At 52.4% G+C, this 21,367-nt stretch carries 18 protein-coding genes; 11 read left to right on the forward strand and 7 right to left on the reverse strand.

Annotated features, from left to right (window positions below; translation table 11 throughout):
• The first annotated feature begins 47 nt into the window (after positions 1-47).
• Positions 48-221: a DUF4250 domain-containing protein gene (locus INF35_RS13745; RefSeq protein ID WP_328740276.1), complete on the forward strand. Its 174-nt coding sequence runs from the start codon at positions 48-50 to the stop codon at positions 219-221.
• Between the two features lie 66 nt (positions 222-287).
• Positions 288-1,481 (forward strand): ATP-grasp domain-containing protein, encoded by a 1,194-nt coding sequence (locus INF35_RS02310; RefSeq protein ID WP_193499920.1) that lies wholly within the window; start codon positions 288-290, stop codon positions 1,479-1,481.
• Positions 1,482-1,564: 83 nt separating this feature from the next.
• On the opposite strand, the gene INF35_RS02315 is transcribed toward INF35_RS02310, so the two are convergent.
• The 4 genes from INF35_RS02315 to INF35_RS02330 form a co-directional block, all read right to left on the reverse strand.
• On the reverse strand, positions 1,565-3,061 hold the full coding sequence (locus INF35_RS02315; protein WP_193499921.1) for a DUF6056 family protein: 1,497 nt from the start codon (positions 3,059-3,061) through the stop codon (positions 1,565-1,567).
• A 21-nt stretch (positions 3,062-3,082) separates the two neighbouring features.
• On the reverse strand, positions 3,083-3,844 hold the full coding sequence (locus tag INF35_RS02320) for an esterase family protein (protein ID WP_193499922.1): 762 nt from the start codon (positions 3,842-3,844) through the stop codon (positions 3,083-3,085).
• A 61-nt stretch (positions 3,845-3,905) separates the two neighbouring features.
• The gene (locus INF35_RS02325; RefSeq protein WP_193499923.1) at positions 3,906-4,715 is read right to left on the reverse strand and encodes a YdcF family protein; all 810 of its coding nucleotides are present in this window, start codon (positions 4,713-4,715) and stop codon (positions 3,906-3,908) included.
• Positions 4,716-4,743: 28 nt separating this feature from the next.
• Entirely contained in the window at positions 4,744-5,919 is a 1,176-nt protein-coding gene (locus INF35_RS02330; protein ID WP_193499924.1) for a phosphopentomutase, read from the reverse strand.
• Positions 5,920-6,211: 292 nt separating this feature from the next.
• Between INF35_RS02330 and pyk the strand changes: the two genes are divergently transcribed.
• A complete protein-coding gene (gene pyk, locus INF35_RS02335) occupies positions 6,212-7,957 on the forward strand; it encodes a pyruvate kinase (RefSeq protein ID WP_193499925.1) in 1,746 nt (581 codons plus the stop codon).
• 8 nt (positions 7,958-7,965) lie between these two features.
• Positions 7,966-8,427 carry an S-ribosylhomocysteine lyase gene (locus tag INF35_RS02340; RefSeq protein ID WP_193499926.1) on the forward strand — a complete coding sequence of 154 codons (462 nt, stop codon included), beginning with the start codon at positions 7,966-7,968 and terminating at the stop codon, positions 8,425-8,427.
• Positions 8,428-8,524: 97 nt separating this feature from the next.
• Here the strand turns inward: INF35_RS02340 and INF35_RS02345 are convergent, their stop codons facing one another.
• Positions 8,525-8,959, reverse strand: coding sequence for a MarR family winged helix-turn-helix transcriptional regulator (locus tag INF35_RS02345; protein ID WP_193499927.1), 435 nt, complete (start codon positions 8,957-8,959; stop codon positions 8,525-8,527).
• A gap of 150 nt (positions 8,960-9,109) precedes the next feature.
• Here INF35_RS02345 and INF35_RS02350 point away from each other — a divergent pair, with 150 nt between their 5' ends.
• Positions 9,110-10,351, forward strand: coding sequence for an MFS transporter (locus tag INF35_RS02350; RefSeq protein ID WP_193499928.1), 1,242 nt, complete (start codon positions 9,110-9,112; stop codon positions 10,349-10,351).
• A gap of 133 nt (positions 10,352-10,484) precedes the next feature.
• A complete protein-coding gene (locus INF35_RS02355) occupies positions 10,485-10,973 on the forward strand; it encodes a helix-turn-helix domain-containing protein (protein ID WP_193499929.1) in 489 nt (162 codons plus the stop codon).
• A 274-nt stretch (positions 10,974-11,247) separates the two neighbouring features.
• On the opposite strand, the gene guaA is transcribed toward INF35_RS02355, so the two are convergent.
• Together guaA and INF35_RS02365 are read right to left on the reverse strand one after the other, a co-directional pair.
• Positions 11,248-12,792, reverse strand: a complete 1,545-nt coding sequence (guaA, locus tag INF35_RS02360) for a glutamine-hydrolyzing GMP synthase (RefSeq protein WP_193499930.1) — start codon at positions 12,790-12,792, stop codon at positions 11,248-11,250.
• 134 nt (positions 12,793-12,926) lie between these two features.
• Positions 12,927-14,234 carry a galactokinase gene (locus tag INF35_RS02365; protein ID WP_193499931.1) on the reverse strand — a complete coding sequence of 436 codons (1,308 nt, stop codon included), beginning with the start codon at positions 14,232-14,234 and terminating at the stop codon, positions 12,927-12,929.
• 250 nt (positions 14,235-14,484) lie between these two features.
• Between INF35_RS02365 and INF35_RS02370 the strand changes: the two genes are divergently transcribed.
• The 5 genes from INF35_RS02370 to INF35_RS02390 all read left to right on the forward strand — a co-directional run bounded on the left by INF35_RS02370 (position 14,485) and on the right by INF35_RS02390 (position 21,357).
• Positions 14,485-15,330, forward strand: a complete 846-nt coding sequence (locus INF35_RS02370) for an AraC family transcriptional regulator (protein ID WP_193499932.1) — start codon at positions 14,485-14,487, stop codon at positions 15,328-15,330.
• Between the two features lie 99 nt (positions 15,331-15,429).
• Positions 15,430-17,073: a 23S rRNA (uracil(1939)-C(5))-methyltransferase RlmD gene (gene rlmD, locus INF35_RS02375; protein WP_193499933.1), complete on the forward strand. Its 1,644-nt coding sequence runs from the start codon at positions 15,430-15,432 to the stop codon at positions 17,071-17,073.
• Between the two features lie 181 nt (positions 17,074-17,254).
• Entirely contained in the window at positions 17,255-18,874 is a 1,620-nt protein-coding gene (locus INF35_RS02380; protein ID WP_193499934.1) for a class I SAM-dependent DNA methyltransferase, read from the forward strand.
• Positions 18,861-19,988, forward strand: a complete 1,128-nt coding sequence (locus tag INF35_RS02385; RefSeq protein WP_193499935.1) for a restriction endonuclease subunit S — start codon at positions 18,861-18,863, stop codon at positions 19,986-19,988. Before INF35_RS02380 ends, INF35_RS02385 begins: the two co-directional genes overlap by 14 nt.
• On the forward strand, positions 19,981-21,357 hold the full coding sequence (locus INF35_RS02390) for an AbiJ-related protein (RefSeq protein WP_193499936.1): 1,377 nt from the start codon (positions 19,981-19,983) through the stop codon (positions 21,355-21,357). The genes INF35_RS02385 and INF35_RS02390 overlap by 8 nt, the downstream gene beginning before the upstream one ends.
• Positions 21,358-21,367 lie beyond the last annotated feature (10 nt).

A 21,367-nucleotide genomic window follows, 5' to 3' on the forward strand; every position in this document is an offset into this window, starting at 1 on the left:
CGCCTTTCCTTTTTTCTCTGAGTTCACAAAGAAAGGAGGCCGTCCCTGTGTTGCCTCAGGACCCGATCATCTTGTTGAGCTACGTCAACACCAAACTGCGCGATCGCGACCATTCCCTCGAGAATTTCTGCTCGACGGAAGACGTGGATCAGGCGGAATTGTGCAGCCGCCTGGCCAAAGTCGGTTATACCTACGACAGCAATCGCGCTCAATTTGTATAACCTTCTCTGAGCCCCGCCTCCTTGCAGTGCAGGGCTCGGAGCTTAGAAAAAGTGAGGGACAGGATCATGAACTTTATTTTTGTATCGCCGCATTTTCCCAAGAGTTACTGGAATTTCTGTGACCGGCTGCGCCGCAACGGTGTCAATGTGCTGGGCATCGGCGATGCGCCGTACGATGAGATTCCCGAGCCGCTCAAGGCAAGCCTGACCGAATATTACCGGGTGGACAATCTGAGCGACTACGATGCCATGGTGCGCGCCGTGGGCTACTTTACCTTCCAATACGGGAAGATCGACTGGCTGGAGAGCAACAACGAGTACTGGCTGGAGATGGACGCTCAGCTGCGCACCGACTTTAACATCACCACGGGCGCCCAGAATGATTTTATCTCCCGCATCAAATACAAAAGCCGCATGAAGGACAGCTACCGCGAGGCCGGCGTCCCTGTGGCCCGCCACCATATGGTGTCCACGCTGGAGGCTGCCAAGGCGTTTATCGGCGAGGTGGGCTATCCTGTCATCGTCAAGCCGGACAACGGCTGCGGTGCCGAGGCCACCTACAAGCTGAAGAATCATGAGGAGCTGGAGGCTTTTTATGCCCAGCTGCCCCCGGTGCAGTACATCATGGAGGAATTCATCGACGGCACCATTGTAAGCTTTGACGGTGTGGCCGACAGCCACTGTGTGCCGCTGTTCTACACCAGCAACTACTTCCCCACCCCCATCATGGATATCGTCAACACCAACGGCGATCTGGCCTACTGGGTCCGGCGGGAAGTACCCGAAGCCCTCAAGGACATCGGTTTCCGCACCATCAAGGCATTCGGCGCCAAGAGCCGCTTCTTCCACTGCGAGTTCTTCCAGCTCAATGCGGACAAGCCGGGTCTGGGCAAAAAGGGCGACTACGTTGCCTTGGAAGTCAACATGCGCCCCGCCGGCGGCTACACCCCCGATATGATCAACTTTGCCAATTCGGTGGATTGCTATCAGGTATGGGCAGATATGGTCTGCTACGACAAGGTCATCCACGCGGACATGAACGGACCCAAATTCTTCTGTGTCTATGCCGGCCGCCGCGACGGCGTATTTTACAAGCACTCCCATGCTGAGATCCTGGCCCGCTACGGCGCCGTCATGAAGATGTGTGATCGGATGCCCGACGCCCTCGCCCTGGACATGGGCAACCAGATGTATGTGGTCAATGTGGCCACCGAGGCAGATCGCGACGCATTTATCCGTTACGTGCAGGAACGCGCCTGATCCTTTGCCCATTCTCTTTCATCGTATAAAAACCGCCCGGAAGGCTGAAAGCTCCAGCCTTCCGGGCGGTTTTTGTCTTTCTGTCAGGATTCGTTTTCCTGGATATACACCGACTGTTTGCCGTAATACTCAGTCAGGCCCCAGGTATCCGGTCCCGGTTCCACATCACTGAAAAAGAGCAGATAGGGGCGTTCATCCTCCGTCAAGGGGCGAATCACCGCATCCGTGACACCGGGATCCGAAAGGATGGCTTCCCGCTCATCCAGTGCAGCGGCATAGGCCTGGGGCGTGCCGTTGGCCAGTTCCCATGCGGCTTCCAGACTGGTGGCAAAGCGATTGTCCAGTCCCTCCTTGACGGTACGGCCGCCGATGCATGCGATACAGAGCACCAGCGCGCCGCCCACGGCCAGCCCCTTGCGCAGGTCAAGCCCCGCAAAAGGCAGTCTGGCGGCAGGTTTCTTTACACGGGACAGCCAGCCCAGGAAATACGCCCAGCTGACCAGCACACCGATGAGAAAGGTCATCCACACCACATTGATGAGGCGCCCCGGGCCGATGCCTCCCATAGTGTAGGAGGGCAGCCAGATCATGCCCCAGACCAGGACGAACGTGGCTGCGGCAGGCACCCACGGGCAGCGGAATGCCGAGGCCGGGATCTCACGGCTTTGCACCAGACGCCACAGCACCGGTGTAAGCAGGAGCAGCAGCGCGACAAGCGGCAGATCCAGCCAGCGGATCACCGACAGTACCGACAGGATCAGGCTTTTGACGACGGCTTCCGGCAGGGAGGCCGAAGAGAACCCCGACATCCGCACCTGGGTGCCCGGTGAGGTCATATTGAAATACAGTCCGCCCAGGCATACAACAAGTGGTGCCACCGGCCAGGCAGATTTTTTCCGCGCAAACAGCACCACTGCCAGGGCAAGCAGCATCAGCGCCAGAAGGATCACTACATGATGCCCGCCGCCGATGACCGCGCAGAGCAGGCAGCACAATACCGTGCACATCAGCTTGGAACGCCGTTTGCCGCCTGTGTAGGTGCGAAACAGAAGCGCCGCCACCAGCATGGTCAGTACAAAGAACGGGATGTAATTCATGGCACCGTTGTACCAGTACAGTCCCTCCACCTGATTGGGCATTCCCTGCACCACAGCAAAGGTAAAGGTCAGTGCCGCAAAGAAAACCGGTGCCTTTCCGTTCGGCCACAGACGGCCAAACACCGCTGCGCTCAAGCCCAGAGCACCCGCAAACAACAAACCGACGATCAGAAAGGTGGTAACGGCATACCATTGTCCGCCAAATATAGCCGGCTGCAGTGCCAGCAGAAAGGCAGACACATAGAGCCCCTGCCAGTTATTGTAAAAATAGAGGTCCGTCTCCGCCGCAGACTGGAGCAATTTTCCCCAGTCCACTCCCCACTGCTGCACCACCGCGTGAGTCTGCGCTGCATAGACATAGTCATCCGCCGACGGCCGGTTGAACAGCGCCGCCACAAACACAGGGATCAGCAGGACAAGCATTCCGATGCAGAGTGCCCGCCTGATCCGCCGCAGGGAGGTTTCGTCTTCAAACAGATTCATTGGGTCACTCCCCCGGCCGGTTTACGCCTGGCCCAAGATATTTTCCAGGAAATAGGGCCACTGACGGCGCCACCACGGCCAGTCATGGGTGACATCTGTGCCCCAGATGTCCACCCAGGGATGGATGTCCTTGCTTTCCAGAATTTTCTGCAGTTCCAGGGTGGAGGTAAGCAGCTTGTCCTCCCAGGCGCCCTGACCGCAGCACATGATGAACTTGTCCGCCCTGGCGTACAGTTCTTTGTATGGATGGTCGGCCGGGAAATTGCGCATATAGTCGCAGGGGCTGTTGCGATAGATCAGATCATCCATATAATTGCCGAAGAACTCGCTGGCGTTATAGATACCGCTGAGGGCGATGGTGCCGTTGAAAATATCGGGACGGCGCAGGTAGAAGTTGACCGCATGGCCGCCGCCTACACTGGCTCCCCCCAGCAGAATGCGGCCTGTGTGGTCCTCGCCCTGTTCCCGGTTGATCTCCAGAATGCGAGGAACCAGTTCCTCACAGATATAATTGTACCACCGCTCCTGCATCTCAATGCGGGGACGCTCGGGGCCGACGGCATCCCAGCTCTCGTGGTCAATGCTGTCTGCGCAGAAAATCTGGAGTTTGCCCGCATCGATCCACGGTGCCGCAATGTCGCACATGCCGAAGTCTTCCCAGTCAAAAAAGCGGCCGCCCTGGCAGGGAAAAATCAGGATGGGACGCCCTGCATGACCAAATACCTTGAATTCCATGTCCCGGTTCAGATACCGGCTGTATTCCTTGTAATAGCGGATCTGCATCCTTACAACAGCTCCTTAAATGTAAATAATATTTTTTCTGCCCGCAGGCAGGCTGACACCTTTATTTATAAAAGAACTTCTTGTTCAGGCTCAAAAGTCCCACCATGGCGTGCATGGGGCCCGACTCCGAAGTCTTGAACACCCAGTAGTACAACACCGCCAAAACTTCCCGCAGATAACAGGGCAGCACGCTGAGGAAGGAAATGCCTGCCGGAAGGGCATGCACCTCGGCAAAGCCGGCACGCCTGGCATACTGGCCCGCCCGGTAGCAGTGGAAGGCGTTGGTCACGTAGACGATGGCGCCGTCCGCATCCATTCCGTGATCCAGAAGAATCTGGCGGGCAAAAAGGAAGTTTTCCTCGGTGGAAGTGGATTTTGTCTCCTGCAAAACCCGGTCGGGGTCCAGGCCCTTGGCAATCAGGTAATCCCGCATGGCCTGGCCTTCCGGCACCGTTTCGTCCCGTCCCTGGCCTCCTGTGGTGATCACGATAGCATCGGGATGTTCACAGGCGTACTCATAGGCCTTGTCCAGCCGGTAGCGCAGAAGCAGACTGGGCCGATCCCCCCGCAGGCCCGCCCCTAGTACAATGACGGCCTGTTCGGTGCCGGTGGCGGTATTGGTGTATCCGCTGACCGAGACAAACACAAGCAGCGCACCATAAATGATTACGCCGATGAGCAGGATCACGCCCACAACCCGGCCCGGCCCCGTGGAAAACCAGCGATTGACCGGACGGTACCAGATGGAGTAGCCTCCCACTGCCACCGTCAGCAGCCAGACCAGCAGATTGCCCATGTTGAAGTTGCTCATGAACACAAGGCCGATGGAATAGGCCGCCAGCAGAACAGCCAAAATCCGTATGATCGTCAAAAACACTCGATTCCTCACCATATTCATCTTACTTTGTCAGTTCATGCATCACGCTGCAGCCGTCCAGGCAGACAGGAACGCCCAGATACTCACACACCGTATTGGCAATGGTACCAAAGCAATACCGCGTTCCCAGGTCCACCCCGCCGCGGAGCGACTGGCCGTAAATCAGGTAAGGCACATACTCACGGGTATGATCGGTGGTTTTGGTATAGGAAGGATCGCAGCCGTGGTCCGCCGTCACCATGAGTACATCGTCGGGGCGCATCTTTTCCATAAACCCGGGCAGCCAGGCATCGAACTCAGCCAGCGCGGCGGCGTACCCCTGCACATCCCGGCGATGGCCGTACAGCATATCAAAATCCACCAGGTTGACAAAGGCCAGGCCCTCAAAGTCACGGTCAGCCAGCTCCAGGGTGACCCGCATTCCTTCGGTATTGCCGGAGGTGCGGATGGTCTCCCCTATGCCCTTGCCTGCAAAAATGTCATGAATCTTGCCCACGCCGATGGTGGCAAGCCCTGCCTTCTGCAGCAGGTCCAGCATGGTGTCCTTCGGCGGCAGCAATGAGTAGTCGTGGCGGCGGGCAGTACGTGTAAAGTTTTCCGCCTTGTCACCCACAAAAGGACGGGCAATGACCCGACCAACACCGTACTTTCCCTTGAGCAGTGCACGGGCCTGCTCACAGATCTGATAGAGTTTTTCCACGGGAACCAGTGCCTCATTGGCGGCAATCTGGAACACGCTGTCCGCCGAGGTATACACGATCAGCGCTCCGGTGCGCAGGTGTTCCTCGCCGTAATCCCGGATGACCTCGGTGCCGGAATAAGGCTTGTTGCACAGCACCCCGTACCCGGTGATGCGGGTGAACTCATCCAGCAGTTCCTGGGGGAAGCCATTGGGAAAGGTCGGCAGCGGCTCGGCACTGACCATGCCCGCAATCTCCCAGTGTCCGATGGTGGTATCCTTGCCGGCGCTTGCTTCCCGCAGGCGGGCAAAGCTGCCCATGGGATGCTCACAGGGGGTGCCGCAGGTGACGCCGTCAATATTGAAAAGGCCCAGTTTGGCGAGATTCTCGCCCCGGAAAGCGGGATGGCCTGCCACAGCAGCCAGCGTGTTGGTGCCGGCATCGCCGAACTGTTCCGCATCCGGCTCCGCCCCAATGCCGAAGCTGTCCAGAACGATCAGAAATACGCGTTTTGCCACAGTTTTATCTCCTTTGTTCGTTGGTAAATCCACCGACCGGCGGAAAAGATCTTTTTCAAAGTAAATACACTTGCTTTTTCTGTGTCATATTATACCTGAAAGACAGCAAAAAGTAAAACCGGAGGATAAAATCACTGCATATAGCATAATTTCCCATGCCGGGCAACAAATTTTCACTCCAAACAGGCCTTGTCGGCAGCGATTTGTGCTTGTGAAAATCTCACAAATGTAATATAATGACTTTGTATAAGATTAAAAATCATTTCATATTTTTTTCAATCAGGAGGTTTCCATGCGCAACACGAAGATTGTGTGTACTCTTGGTCCTTCGACCGATAAGGACGACGTTCTCCGTCAGCTGATCGAGAACGGTATGAATGTAGCCCGTTTCAATTTTTCTCACGGCGATTATGACGAGCATCGCCGCCGTTATGAGGCTCTGCGTGCTCTTTCCGCCGAATTGGACCGCCCTGTCGCAGCCATGCTGGATACCAAGGGCCCCGAGATCCGTCTCGGAACTTTTAAGAACGGCTCTGAAACTCTGGTTGCCGGCCAGAAATTCACTCTGACTTCCCGCGACATTGAGGGCACCAACGAGATTTCCTCCATCACCTACAAGGATCTGCCCCGCGACGTTCAGCCCGGCGGCCGCATCATGCTGGACGACGGCCTGATTTCTCTGCGCATTGAAAATGTTACCGATACCGAGATTCATTGCGTCGTGGAGAATGACGGCGTCATTAAGACCAAGAAGGGCGTCAATGTTCCCGGCGTGCACCTTTCCATGCCTTATATGAGCACCCGCGACCGCTCGGACATTCTGTTTGGCGTGGAGATGGGCTTTGATCTGATTTCTGCCAGCTTTACCCGCTGTGCACAGGACATTCAGGAGATTCGTCATCTTGTCAGCGAGAACGGCGGCAACATCCGCATCATCGCCAAAATCGAAAACCAGGAAGGCGTGGACAATATCGACGAGATCCTGAGTGTTGCCGACGGCATCATGGTTGCCCGCGGCGACATGGGCGTTGAGATCGACTTTGCCGAGATCCCCGCCATTCAGAAACATCTGATCGACCGCACCATGTCCGCCGGCAAGCTGGTCATCACTGCCACTCAGATGCTGGACTCCATGATTGTCAACCCCCGTCCCACCCGGGCCGAGATCACCGACGTGGCCAACGCCATCTACGACGGTTCTTCCGCCGTCATGCTCAGCGGCGAAACCGCTGCCGGCAAGTACCCGGTGGAGGCTCTCAAGGCCATGTCCAAGATTGCGGACACCGCTGAGAGCGATTCCAATTATAACATGCTGGTCCACCATGCCCTGACCAAGGACAGCCGCCTGAGCATCAGCGCCGCAGTCGCCCATGCCGCCTGCACCACCGCCGCCGATATTCACGCCAGCGCCATCATCACCGTCTCCAAGAGCGGTGAGACTGCCCGTCTGCTGAGCCGCTGCCGTCCCACAACCCCCATTATCGCCTGCGTCATGGACGAGTGCGTCCGCCGTCAGCTCAATGCTTACTGGGGCATCACTCCGCTCATTATGCCTTACGCGCATTCCACCGACGAGATGATCAGCATGTCCGTTGAGGCTGCCGAGAAGGCCGGCCTCATTCATCCCGGTGAAATGGTCGTTGTGACCGCCGGTGTGCCCGTGGGCGTTTCCGGCACCACCAACATGATCAAAGTTCATCTGGTAGGCAACAGCCTCCTTTCCGGTGTGGGCATCGGCAAGCTGAACGCCAAAGGCAATGTCTGCATCTGCCGCACTGCTACCGAGGCCGCCAAGAAGTTCAAAGCCGGCGACATTCTGGTCGCCCCCTACACCAACAATGATTTCCTGCCTTATATGCGCAGCGCTGCGGGCATCATCGTTGAGGAGGCCGGCACCAACAGCCATGCCGCTATTGTCGGACTGACCCTGAACAAAGCCGTCATTGTCGGCGCCTCCCATGCCATGCGTATCCTGCCCGACGGCGCCGGCATTCTGATGGACTGCGAGCACGGCGTTGTCCAGTCCACTGTGGAGTGATGATCCCCATGAAACGAATTGCCAGTTTTTGTGTGGACCATACCACACTGATGCCCGGGCTGTATCTTTCCCGTCAGGATGGCGATGTCCTGACCTGGGATGTCCGCATGAAGCAGCCCAATCGCGGGCAGTATCTCTCCCCCGCCGCGGCGCATACGCTGGAGCATCTGTTTGCCACTTATGCCCGCAACAGCAAGTGGTCGGAACATGTGGTTTATGTGGGACCCATGGGATGTCTGACCGGTTTTTACCTGCTGACCAGCGGACTGGATAAGATGCAGGTACTGGAGCTGGTGCGGGAATCCTTCGCCTGGATGGCCGCTTATGACGGCCCCATTCCCGGCGCTTCTGAAAAGGAGTGCGGCAATTACCTGATGATGGACCCCATCGCCGCCCGCCGGGAGGCCGGTGAAATGCTGCAAGTCCTGAATGCTCTGGGAACTGAGCATCCGTTTACCGGAGAATACTGATTCTCCTCTGTTCTGATTCTAATTGAAAAGAGAGCCGACCGATAAAACAACGGTCGGCTCTCTTTTTTGTTGTCTTTTCCAGTCCAAGGATACGGGATCATTCCTCTATATCGATGGCTGCCGCCGCGGCCTTTGCCAAAAGCCGAGCGAACTCCGTCTGTTCCTCCTCTGTCATCTGCTGGGTCATGCGGAGAAAGCAGCGGTCGATCTCCTCCCTGATGTACGGATAGACTTTCCAGGATTTTTCGGTGGGACGGATGTCATAGGTTCGCTTGTCCTTTGCATTGGTGGTCCGGACAACAAAGCCTCCGACTTCCAGTTTCGTAACCGTCTTGGCGATCACACTTTTGTCCAGTGACAGTCGCTTGGTGATTTCGTCCTGTGTCAGTGTCTTATAGTCACATACGATCAGAATCACCACCGCCTGTGCAGCTGTGAGACCATGCCGGGCACAGTCATTGTTCAGCCAGATGTGAGATTTCCGGTACAGGATGGAAATGGATTTGAACGGGCTTTCGGAGCTGTTCATCATAGGGCATCTCTCCTTTAATAAAACCAGTATACTTTATTTTGGTGGCAAATGCAACTTGATATTGACGCAAGCCCGGCACCGTGCTATTCTATATATGGTGGCAGTTGCCACTATATTTTTTTGACTGTTTCTTAAAGGAGTATCAAATTCATGGAAAACAAAGAAAAAATATGGAACAGAAGGTTTATTCTTCTGTTTATTACAAACCTTCTGGTTCTGGCTGCCTTCTATGCCTCCATTCCGATCATTCCGATCTATTGTCAGGAAATCGGGATTACCGGTTCCAAAGTGGGCATTGTGCTGACGGCCATGTCGGTGGCAACCATTCTGTTCCGCCCGGTGGCCGGTTATCTGCTGGACAACTTCAACCGCTACCGGGTATACCTGCTGTTTCTGGCTCTGTTCTGCCTGTCCTTTCCGGCATTCATCGCCTTTCCCATCTTTGGCGCCCTGATTATCGTCCGACTGTATATGGGTGCCGTTTACTCGGTATGCGGCTCTGCAACCATGACGCTTGCCGGTGATGTCCTGCCTCCCAAAAAGATCACTGCAGGCATCAGCCGGTTTGCCTTCACCGTCTCCATTGGTATGGCAGTGGGCCCCTATGTAGGGCTTCAGGTTCAGAACTACATGAGCAGCGAGGCTTCTTTTCTTACCATCTTCGGCATCACCGTCGTGGCGCTGATCTGCGTTTCCTGCTGCCGCATCCGGTATCCAAAGATTGAGCGGAAGAAGTTCTCCATCCGCGACTCGATCTACGGCCCTGCACTTACCTTTATGTTCAATATGATGTTTCTGATGATCCCCTACGGCGCCGTGATCGCCTATTCCTTCATCTTCGCTCAGGAAAAAGGCCTTACCGCATATCTGCCGTACTTCTATATCACTCTGGTCGTGGGTATGCTGCTTTCCAAACTCTCGACTCAGAAACTGATCGACGCCGGAAAGCATCGGGTTCTGGTCTACGTCAGCCTTGCCATTCTGATCCTTACCATGGCCAGCTACCTGTTCATGTCCACCGGCATTCACCTGCTGCTGGCCGGATTTTTCTTCGGCCTTGGCTACGGCATCCTGCAGCCGCTCTTTCAGTCTTTCGTCACCGGCAGCACCCCCGCGCCCAAGCGCGGCGTTGCCAACGCCACCTACATGCTCTCCTATGACATGGGAATCGGTATCGGTTCCCTGCTGATGGGCTGCCTGCAGGAAACCATTGGCCTGCCCGTCGGCTTTGCCCTGACGGCCATTGCTTATTTGATCGGCGGCATTGTCTATCTCGTTTATGTGGATGGATATTACCGCATGGCCATCACCTTATCTCGTTTGTACCCAGAAATCGGACGGTCCATTTTATGCGCTATAATTTCTAAGCTTTTATGCTTAGTATCTTTATAATACTATACATATTAGCTTAGTTCAAGCCTTTTCAGAAAAATATTCTTAAATAAATTTGTTTAGATTCTCTTGACTTTCCTAAGCAAATATGCTATGTTCACTATAAAGATCATCATAGATTGGAGTTGGACGTATGGCCATCGGTGAGAGAATCCACTTTTTCCGTCTGCTGCGAGGAATGACACAGAAATATCTGGGTATGGCCGTGGGCTTCCCGGAGAAATCCGCCGATGTGCGCCTGGCTCAGTATGAGACAGGATCAAGAACACCTAAGGCTGACCTGACTGCTGCCCTGGCACAGGTACTTGATGTATCTCCTCACGCTCTCTCCGTCCCGGATATAGACTCCTATGTTGGGCTCATGCACACCCTGTTTGCCCTGGAGGACAACTATGGGCTGAAAGTCACGGAGCAGGATGGTGTACTCTCCTTGCAGGTGGATTTCCGCAAGAATAAGGATGCCGCCAGACTGCATGAAATGCTTTGGGCCTGGCGGGAGCAGGCCTCCAAGCTGGAGGCCGGAGAGATCTCTCAGGAGGACTACGACCGTTGGCGTTATCACTACCCGGAGTACGACAGCAGCCAGATCCGCGCCAAGGTTCCGCCGGAGGGCCTGCTCTGACCCTCTCACTTGTAGGCCACGGGAGAGCCTGTTTGTTGCGCAAAATCAGTAAATTCAGATACATGAGAGCAAAATAAAAAAGGTCTAACTGATCAGCAAAAATCAGTTAGACCTTTTCTCTTAGAATAAAAATTCTGCGTATTCGCAAGCCACCCAAATCACCAGAATAACTCTGAATTTGACGGGTGCTATCAATCTGCTATCAAAGGGGGAATCTGAAATCCGAAAACCCAGTGTTTATGCGGGTTTGCGGGCTCTCATATCCACTTTTTACTTATTCGAACTCAATCGTAGCCGGGGGCTTGGTGGTGTAATCGAACATGACACGGTTGACGTTCTTGACTTCGTTGACAATGCGGTTTGCTGCGGTGGTAAGGGTCTCGGTGGGCAGCAGTGTAACTTCCGCGGTCATGAAGTCGGTGGTAGTCACTGCGCGCAGTGCGATGGCATAATCGTAGGTGCGCTCGTCGCCCATAACGCCGACGCTCTGCATGTTGGTCAGTGCCGCAAAATACTGGCTGGGCCGCTGGCTCATGGGGAGCTTGTCCACCTCTTCCCGCCAGATGGCATCGGCATCCTGCACGATGGCCACCTTTTCCGGCGTGACTTCCCCGATGATTCGGATAGCAAGACCGGGTCCCGGGAAGGGCTGTCGAGACACCAGGTATTCGGGCAGGCCCAGCTCACGGCCGGCCTGGCGAACCTCGTCCTTGAACAGATCGCGCAGCGGTTCGACCAGCGCCTTAAAGTCCACCTTATCCGGCAAGCCGCCCACATTATGGTGGCTCTTGATCACCGCGGATTCACCGCCCAGGCCACTCTCCACCACGTCCGGGTAGATGGTGCCCTGTGCCAAGAAGTCCACTGCACCGATCTTTTTGGCCTCTTCCTCAAAGACACGGATGAACTCCTCGCCAATGATCTTCCGCTTGCTCTCGGGAGCAGTCTGGCCGGCCAGCTTCTGATAGAAGCGGTCCCGCGCATCCACACAGATGAAGTTGATGTCGAAGGCTCCGCCCTCGCCGAAAACCTCACAAACCTGTTCCCGCTCATTCTTGCGCAGCAGGCCGTGGTCCACAAAGACACAGGTCAGCTGACGGCCCACCGCTTTGGCCAGCAGAGCTGCGCAGACGCTGGAGTCCACGCCGCCGGACAGAGCACACAGCACACGGCCGTCACCAATTTTCTTGCGGAGTTCCTCCACCGTGGCTGCCACAAAGGAATCCATCTTCCAGGTACCGGAGCAGCCGCATACCTTATATACAAAGTTATGCAGCATCTGGACACCGTTCTCGGTGTGCATGACCTCCGGGTGGAACTGCACGCAGTACAGGCCGCGGGCAGTATCCTGAGCCGCAGCAACCGGGCAGTTGGGCGTGCTGGCCGTAATCTCAAAGCCGGGCGCCGCCTGCTCAATATAGTCGTTATGGCTCATCCAGCAGACATTCTTCTCCGGCAGTCCGCTGAACAGCGGCGAGGTGGTATTCAGGTCCACCGCCGTCTTGCCGTATTCCCGCTCCGGTGCGCGGCAAACCTTGCCGCCCAGCATATGCATCATCAGCTGGCTGCCGTAGCAGATGCCGAGAATGGGCACACCCCAAGTATAAATTTCGGGATCGATCGTTGCCGCATCAGGCAAATATACACTGTTGGGACCACCAGTAAAAATGATGCCCTTGGGATTCTTGGCGCGGATCTTCTCCAGCGGCGTGCGATAGGAATAGATTTCACAGTAGACGTTGCACTCACGGACACGGCGGGCAATCAGCTGATTGTACTGGCCACCGAAATCAAGAACAATGACGGTTTCCTGCTGCATGAGCCTCTCCTCTCTCGTTCTAAACATTATATTTCGACCTATTATATCACCAATACCACAAAATTGGTAGGGCATCCCGAGAAAAATCTAAAACGCCGTCCCGGCAGAAAATGCCAGGGACGGCGTTTTGAGTTTTACAGATCCGGCGTTACGGGAATCGCACCGTAATTGCGGATACTCAGCACATAGCAACTGCCCTCGCCAAAGACGGCATCAATGGCCGCTTTGTATGTATCCAGGAGATCCAGCGGCACAAACGCCTGGATCGTCCCGGCAAAGCCGCCGCCCTGCAGGCGCCAGGCGCCGCGATCCCCTAGAACACGCTGACTGATGGCCAGGGCCAGAGGCACTCCCTGCTCCTGCGGTGCCTTCAGGCTGTATGCATTCTGGTTGAATTCAAAGCTGGAATGGCCTCCCTCCAGAATCAGCTTGAGGAAGCGGTCAAACTGATTCTGCTTGACTGCATCGCACAGCTGGGCGGCACGGCGGCAGTCATTGAAGAAATGGATGGCACGGATAACGGCACGGTCGCCGGTCGCCTTGCGGACATCGGGAATTGCCTTGAAGAATTCCTCCTCGTCCACCTCGCGCAGGACCTTTTTGCCGAAATATGCGGCGACGGATTCCATCTCACGGCGGATGGCTGCATAGTCATCGGTCAGGTCGGCATGGCTGCCCTTGGTGTCACTGATACACAGTGCATACCCCTGAGCCGCAAGGTCAAAGTCCACCTTATTGACGATGGGATTGGTGGGGTCCTTGAAATCAATGGTGATGGCGCTGCCCACGGCGCAGGCGGTCTGGTCCATCAGGCCGGAGGGTTTGCCGAAGAAAACATTCTCCGCATACTGGCCGATCTTGGCGATCTCCACCTGGTTGAACTTGTCCATATCCCCATTGTTGTACTCGCCGCGGAAGATGGCTCCCATGCAGACCTCGAAAGCCGCAGAGCTGGAGAGGCCCGAACCGCGCAGAACGTTGCTGGCAGTATAAGCATCAAAGCCGCCCACCTTGCCGCCGGCCTGGACAATGCCTGCCGCCACACCGCGAATCAGCGCCGCGGAATGCTCTTTCTCATCCGGCTGAGGCGTAAGTACCGACAAATCCACATGGTCCATCTTGTCAAAGCCATGAGATTTCAGCCGGACAAGAGTGCCTTCTGTCGGGGAAACCACCGACACCACGTCCAGGTTGACTGCACCGGCCATGACCACACCGTTGTTATGATCGGTATGGTTGCCGCCGATCTCGGTACGGCCGGGAGCCGAGTAAATCCGAACTATGCGGCCGGTACCATAATAATGTTCAAAGCGTTCAATCGCATGAATATAACGTTCCCGCTGGGCGGCCACAACAGCGGAATCCTTTGCATACAATTTTTCAAAAGCAGCGTCATACTGACCGGCTGCGATGCTCTGTTTCAATTCAGTACTTGTCGCCATGGATACACTCACCTTTCTTGACTGGTGTCCATCTTATGGAAGATGAACAAAAAAATCATCGTATTTTCAGCAAATCCAACCAGACATCCCAGATTTGCCATTTCTTATCTCAAGTATAACAAATTTTTTCGTGAAGTAAACATCTTTTTACGACGCCTTTATGGACTTTTGATGAATAGGCTGATATAATAGAGAGAAATCGGGAAGCAACCCTTATATCAGTAGACCTTTTTTCCGGGAGTAGATCACGATGACCAGCTTAGCAAAGCAATCTTACAAACAAAGTTATACCGACAATGTTGAACTGTCCATTTTCAACTGCGGTCATGAATACTGCGAGCCTGGACACACCTGGGGGCCTGGCGTCCGGGATCACTACCTGATTCATCTGGTCGTTGCTGGCAAGGGCGTGTACCAGGTCAACGGTGCCTCCTTCGCGCTGGAAGAGGGTGACCTGTTTCTGGCAAAGCCCAACCAGCTCATCACCTATGCAGCTGACGAGACCGATCCCTGGGAATACTACTGGGTCGGTTTCAACGGAGCCTGCGCCAACAAGCTGGTTCAGCAGGCTCCCTTCTCCGACACACGTCCGGTGCATCACTGCAAGAACCCCCAGAAAGTGCGTGAGGCGCTGTACAACATCTACCTGGCCCGTGGCCCGGAACCTCAGTGTGAAGCTCTGATGACCGGATACCTTTATATCTTTATGGCTCACCTGATGGAGGAAGCCCGGGGCATGATGCCCAGCGTCGGCAGTTCCAGCAGCCAGTATGTGCTTTCGGCCATCAAGTATATTCAGTTCAACTACTCCCATGATATCTCGGTGGACGACATTGCCAAGGCGGTAGGCGTCAGCCGCAGCCATCTCTACCGGGTTTTCATGTCCAATGTCGGTCAGAGCCCCATCGACTATCTCACCGATTACCGCATCAGCGAGGCCTGTTACCTGCTCAAGAACTCCAATCTCTCCATTGCGGAAATCGCGGTGTCGGTAGGGTTCTTCGATCAGTTCTACTTCTCCCGTGTATTCAAAAAAGTAAAGGGCGTTCCCCCGAGCCGGTATCTTTCCGCGCTGGAGAAAAATCCTCAGCTTTAATTGTTCCGCTGCCTCGGCAGTGTTCTGCGGGTCCGTCGGCTCTGTCCGGGGTCGAAGGCGGACCCGCTGTTATTTTGCAAATGATTTCAGGAGGAATTCATGCCGCTGCAAAAGAATCAGATCATCCCCCTCACCATCGAATCGCTGTCCAGTGACGGCAACGGTGTGGGACATTTTGAGGGCCAGGCTGTCTTTGTGCCCGGCACCGCTCCCGGCGATGTGCTGCGCGTCCGCATCGTCAAGCCGCTGAGCCGGTATGCCTTCGGCAAGGTGGAAGAACTGCTCACGGCAGGAGAAGGCCGCATCTCCCCCGATTGCCTTGCCTACGGCCCCTGCGGCGGCTGCAGTCTGCGCCACCTTTCCTATCAGGCGGAATGTGAGGCCAAAACCGCCTTTGTACGGGAGGCCTTTGCCAGAATCGGCGGTCTCTCTCTCCCGGTGCTGCCGGTGGTTCCCGCTCCCGATCCCACACGCTACCGCAACAAGGTCCAGCTTCCCGTGGGGCGCGATGCCGACGGCCATATCGTGACCGGTTTTTATGCCGGGAGAAGTCATCGAATCGTCCCCTGTTCCGACTGTCTTCTCCAGCCGGAATGGATGAACCGTCTGGCTGCCCGGGCCTGCACTCTGATGGAACAGTATTCCATTGAACCGTACGACGAAGTTTCCGCCACCGGTCTGGTCCGGCATCTTTATATGCGCCAGGGCTGGCACAGCGGTCAGCGGCTTCTCTGCCTGGTACTGAACGGCAGCCATCTGCCCCATGAAGAGGACTTCTGCCGCACATTACAGCAGGAGTTTTTCCTGACCACCGTGCTGATCAATCGGAATACCGAGCGCACCAATGTCATTCTCGGCAGACGCACCCGTACGGTCCTCGGTCCCGGCGTAATCGAGGATACCCTGGCCGGTGTCCCCCTCCGGATGGGTGTGCATGAGTTTTATCAGGTGAACACCCCCGCCGCGGAGGCCCTGTATGCCAAAGCCCGGGAGCTGGCAGGTCTGCACCCCGACGACTTGCTGTTTGATCTGTACTGCGGAATGGGAACCATCGGCCTTTCCATGCTGCCGGACTGCGGCAGTCTGGTTGGCGTGGAGGTAGTCGCTCCTGCCGTGGAAGAGGCCCGGCAGACAGCCCGGCGGCTGGGACTTCCGGAGGACAAGGCTTCCTTCTTCTGCATGGATGCAGGAGAAGCCGCTGCCCGCTTTGCTTCGGAAGGCCGCCGTCCTGATGTGATCGTCGTGGACCCGCCCCGCAAGGGATGCGACGGTGCCACGCTGGAAGCCATTTCCCAAATGTCTCCGCGCACAATCGTGATGGTCAGCTGCAACCCGGCCACTGCCGCCCGGGATGTAAAAACGCTCACCGAAAATGGATATACCGTGGAAACGATCCAGCCTTTTGACCTCTTCCCGAGAACAAAACACGTGGAAACGGTTGTCTTGCTTTCCAAGGGAGAAATCGACTCCAAAAAGGTTCGCGTGGAGTTCTCTTTGGAGGACATGGATATGTCCGGGTTCCAGCAGGGCGCGACTTATGAGCAGATTAAAGCGTATGTGCTGGAACATACCGGCCTGAAGGTATCTTCCTTGTATATCTCTCAGGTAAAGCGGAAGTGCGGATTGGATGTTGGTCAAAACTATAATCTGTCGAAGAAGGAAGATGCCAAAGTGCCGCAGTGTCCACCGGAAAAGGAAGCTGCAATTATGGAGGCACTAAAGCATTTTCAAATGCTTGAATAGGGACTTTTCTTAATTAAAGACCAACTGCTATGCTAGCGGTTGGTCTTTAATTCAAGCCGGTATTACTAGTGGAATGGTATGGCTTTAGGAATGCTTGTGATTGGTTCTCTTTGTTGACGGTTGCCCTTATCTAAGGTACAATTACGTTGGATTATAATAAGTTGAAATGAGGTATTAAACTATGGCTAAGGCCACTAAAAAGGATAAAGAGGTAACTTTGGAAACAGTTCTGTGGAACTGCCGCGTGGCCTTGCGTGGTGTTGGTAGCACGGAGAAAAACAGGGATGCCGTGATTGGGCTGGCATTTTTGAAATTTGCTGGAGATAAATTTGAAAAGCGCCGCGCGGAACTTTTAGCGCAGTATGGCGACATTCCCGTGTTCCTAGAGAAGCCTTCTTTCTATAACGCGGTAAATGTATTCTATCTGAAAGAAACAGCGCGTTGGTCCTACATTGTCAAGAATGCAGGAGCAAATGATATTGCTGTGATTTTGGATCAGGCAATGGCTGATATTGAGGAAGCCAATCCTTCGCTGAAAGGCGCATTACTGCAAAACTTCTATGCAACTTTGGGAGCGCCTAAAGAAAAAATCAAAACATTGATTGATGAAGTCAATAAAATCTCGGAATCTCGATTTCACGAAGAAGATCTTATCGGTCGCGTTTATGAGTATTTTTTGCAGATTTATGCTGCCAGTGGCACCAAGGAAGATGGCGAATTCTATACGCCCGCTTGTGTGGTAAAGCTGATCGCAGAAATGATTGAGCCATTTAGCGGAACAGTCTATGATCCTTGCTGTGGTTCCGGCGGAATGTTTGTGCAATCGCATAAATTTGTCGAACGCCATCAGGGGAATCGGGCCAATATTTCTGTTGTTGGTCAAGAGAGTGTACCGGATACTTGGCGTCTTTGCAAGATGAATTTAGCGATTCGAGGGATTTCACATGATTTAGGCGAAAAGAACGCTTCTACGTTTACCGACGATCAGCATAAAGATCGAAAATTTGATTATATTATGGCAAATCCACCGTTCAATCTCAAAGGTTGGCGAGGAGAAGACGAGTTGTTGGACGATCCTCGGTGGAATGGCTATGTAGTTCCTCGTACTTCCAATGCAAACTACGCTTGGATTCTTCATATTATTTCTAAATTGGATGTTAATCATGGTATTGCAGGCTTCTTGCTGGCTAATGGAGCATTAAATGATCCCGATGAATATGAGAATCGGAAACGCCTTTTGATGAATGATAAAATAGAAGCAATTATTGTCCTGCCGCGCGATATGTTTTATACCACCGATATTTCTGTGACTCTCTGGATTGTTAATATGAATAAAACGGCCCGAACCGTGAATGGACACCAATTACGAGATCGCAGCGGTGAAGTTTTGTTTATGGATCTACGCTGTTGGGATAGTAATGTTGAAGAGATTATCATCGATAAAGGGAAAAAGAAGAAAAAGATTGTCTTGACTGATGAGCAAATTGCTGAAGCAAAACGAATTTATAACAACTGGCAATCAACCGACACATCTTTATATCAGGATGTGCCGGAGCTATGCAAGGCTGTTAAGATATTGAAAAAGGATAAAGTAGATCCGAATGACTTTTCTATTGAAGAAAAGGATTGGGCTCTTGCTCCCAGCAAATATATCAAATTTATCGATCATGATTTGGACATTGACTATGAAAAAGAAATGGCTCGGATTCAGGATGAAATGCGTTTGCTGATGGCTTCAGAAGAACTCTCGCAGTCTATGTTGAAAGATGCTTTTAAGGGGATCGGCTATGAAATTGACTAAATATAGACTGGGAAATTTTGTCGAACTGTATAATGAGAGATGCGGGAATGCTAATCTAACTGCTTGGGATATATCCGGCATTAATAGTGATAAAGAATTTTTTGAACCTGCACGGCAAGTAGGCTCGGATACAAGTAATTATAAGGTTGTTCCTCCTAACTATTTTGCCTGTAATTTAATGCACGTTGGGAGAGATCGGGTTCTCCCAATCGCTTTGAACCATACGAGTCAAAACAAGATTGTCAGCCCGGCATATACAATTTTTAAAATTACAGACGATGCTCCGGTAGTTAGAGAATATTTTTTTATTATGTTAAAATCCTCAGAGAAGGATAGATTTTTTTGGCTTCATACAGACTCATCGGTACGAGATGGTATGTCATGGAATGATTTTTGCGACATGGACATAGAGTTACCCTCACGCTCTGTCCAACAAAAATATGTCGCTATCTATAATGCCATGCTGGAAAATCAGCGTTGCTATGGAAGTGCACTGGAGGATTTAAAATTAATCTGTGATGCTTACATCGAAGAACTAAGTAAAGATTACCAAAGTGTCACTATCGGACAATTTATTTTTCAGAGAGATCTGAGAAATGACGGTTCTTTAGGAGTATCCTCTGTTCGAGGAATTGCGACAAGTAAAGAATTTATTAATACAAAAGCAGATATGGAAGGAGTAGGACTTAATAATTATAAAGTTGTTGCTCCAGGTCAATTTGCATATGTTCCAGATACGTCAAGACGAGGAGACAAAATATCGTTAGCGTTGAACACTTCAGAAAATACTTATCTGGTTTCCTCAATCTCGATTGTTTTTGACACACAAAAAGACGTACTTTTGCCTGAATATTTGATGCTTTTCTTTGGACGAAGTGAATTTGACCGTTATGCTCGCTTTCACTCATGGGGAAGTGCCAGGGAAACCTTTGATTGGTTCGAAATGTGTGATGTTCAGATTCCCATTCCAGATATCAAAATTCAGCAGTATATTGTTAATATTTATACTGCCTATCTATTGCGCAAGGAAATTAACGAACAGCTTAAAGCGCAAGTCAAGAATGTATGCCCAATCCTAATTAAAGGTTCATTGGAGGAGGCAGAGAATGGATAAAATATCTGAAATCACAAGACGAGATATTGTAGATATTATTAAAAACGGTTTTTCAGTAGAACTAGATGAAGAGGAATATGATAGCAGTTCCGGAGAATATATTACCGAACGTACAGTGATAATGCCATATTCTGGACGGCTTGATACACTCGGATTTTTATCTAGGCTTTACGATTTGAAAGAATTGCCATCCCATGATAGTCGGTGCAGAACTGCATATGATGATATCAGTTGTCACCTCAGATGGGGGGATTATGAAGAAGAGTGTTGGTTTTTTGAGGACGAGCGCTTCAACTTACGTCCCGGCGATGGTGATGGGACATTACTACGGTTCATGTGTGAAATGCTTCATCCTGCAGTAAGAAACGAGAAAGATCCATGGAAACAGTATCTCCAAAAATTTAATAGTTTACTTCGAGTTGACGGCTATGAGTTATATCCCACACAGCACATATCAGGTCGTGATGTATATGGAGCACGAGAATATGTTGAGCCAGATAGGCCTTTGCTGCCAGAAAATTTGTTTTCAGAAAGATACAAAGACTTGATTGATTATGGACATGGTCAGCCGGTTGATCATATTAGCAATCATGTTGATTATAAGGCTAAAAAGCATATTTGCAGCGTCATGACAGATTTTGCAGAACCAATATTGTATCGCCCCAATCGATATGACAACTGGACAGAAAAAACAGATGCGCTAAATGTTGCAGTCAACCGCTTAAATGAGTTCATGGATATTCCTGTAATTGATTTGCGCGGAGCTATGTTCTCTCCTTGTCCTGTATCGGAATTATTAGCAAATTATTTTACACCGTTTATTTTTGATGTAGTCGAATTTCAATATGATGAACTATCTACGGGAGAAAAAGGGCCATTTCAAGAAGCCATTAACGCTGTTTTTCAGAAAGATAATCTTTCCTTTCGCTTAACAGATCGTGGCCTTGTTGAGCAGTTGGCCAAACACGAAGTCTTATCGCCGGAAATTATAATACTGAGTGAACAGATTAAGGAACCTGGCCTGAAAGAACTATTTGACCTCGCCGTAGAAAATCATATGCAACCCAATTTACAAGCACATAAAGAAGCAGTTGAAAAGCTGTGGGATGTGCTAGAGCGCTTAAAGACATACTATACAGATTTAGATAAAAAGAAGTCGACAGAAAAGATTGTTCAGAGTATGTCTAATGGGCAAGATGCTTATGAGTCACTGTTCAACGCTGAGTTCAAAGCTCTTACAGACATCGGCAATCATTTTCGAATTAGGCACCATGAAACTAATCGAGTAGATATTACCGATATTCGTTATTACGATTACTTTTTTAATCGTTGCCTATCTTTAATTGCTCTGGCAATCCAATATCTGTAGTGAGGGAGGT

This window comes from Gemmiger gallinarum (genome assembly GCF_014982805.1).
Taxonomy (GTDB): Bacteria; Bacillota; Clostridia; order Oscillospirales; family Ruminococcaceae; genus Gemmiger; species Gemmiger gallinarum.

Excerpts from the sequence above, each read along its gene's own strand:
- INF35_RS02345 (WP_193499927.1), bottom strand. The coding sequence starts at position 8,959 with ATGATGAACAGCTCCGAAAGCCCGTTCAAATCCATTTCCATCCTGTAC.
- INF35_RS02350 (WP_193499928.1), top strand. The coding sequence starts at position 9,110 with ATGGAAAACAAAGAAAAAATATGGAACAGAAGGTTTATTCTTCTGTTT.
- pyk (WP_193499925.1), top strand. The coding sequence starts at position 6,212 with ATGCGCAACACGAAGATTGTGTGTACTCTTGGTCCTTCGACCGATAAG.
- INF35_RS02340 (WP_193499926.1), top strand. The coding sequence starts at position 7,966 with ATGAAACGAATTGCCAGTTTTTGTGTGGACCATACCACACTGATGCCC.
- INF35_RS02365 (WP_193499931.1), bottom strand. The coding sequence starts at position 14,234 with ATGGCGACAAGTACTGAATTGAAACAGAGCATCGCAGCCGGTCAGTAT.
- rlmD (WP_193499933.1), top strand. The coding sequence starts at position 15,430 with ATGCCGCTGCAAAAGAATCAGATCATCCCCCTCACCATCGAATCGCTG.
- INF35_RS02310 (WP_193499920.1), top strand. The coding sequence starts at position 288 with ATGAACTTTATTTTTGTATCGCCGCATTTTCCCAAGAGTTACTGGAAT.
- INF35_RS02380 (WP_193499934.1), top strand. The coding sequence starts at position 17,255 with ATGGCTAAGGCCACTAAAAAGGATAAAGAGGTAACTTTGGAAACAGTT.
- INF35_RS02385 (WP_193499935.1), top strand. The coding sequence starts at position 18,861 with ATGAAATTGACTAAATATAGACTGGGAAATTTTGTCGAACTGTATAAT.
- INF35_RS02315 (WP_193499921.1), bottom strand. The coding sequence starts at position 3,061 with ATGAATCTGTTTGAAGACGAAACCTCCCTGCGGCGGATCAGGCGGGCA.
- INF35_RS02390 (WP_193499936.1), top strand. The coding sequence starts at position 19,981 with ATGGATAAAATATCTGAAATCACAAGACGAGATATTGTAGATATTATT.
- INF35_RS02370 (WP_193499932.1), top strand. The coding sequence starts at position 14,485 with ATGACCAGCTTAGCAAAGCAATCTTACAAACAAAGTTATACCGACAAT.
- INF35_RS02320 (WP_193499922.1), bottom strand. The coding sequence starts at position 3,844 with ATGCAGATCCGCTATTACAAGGAATACAGCCGGTATCTGAACCGGGAC.
- INF35_RS02355 (WP_193499929.1), top strand. The coding sequence starts at position 10,485 with ATGGCCATCGGTGAGAGAATCCACTTTTTCCGTCTGCTGCGAGGAATG.
- guaA (WP_193499930.1), bottom strand. The coding sequence starts at position 12,792 with ATGCAGCAGGAAACCGTCATTGTTCTTGATTTCGGTGGCCAGTACAAT.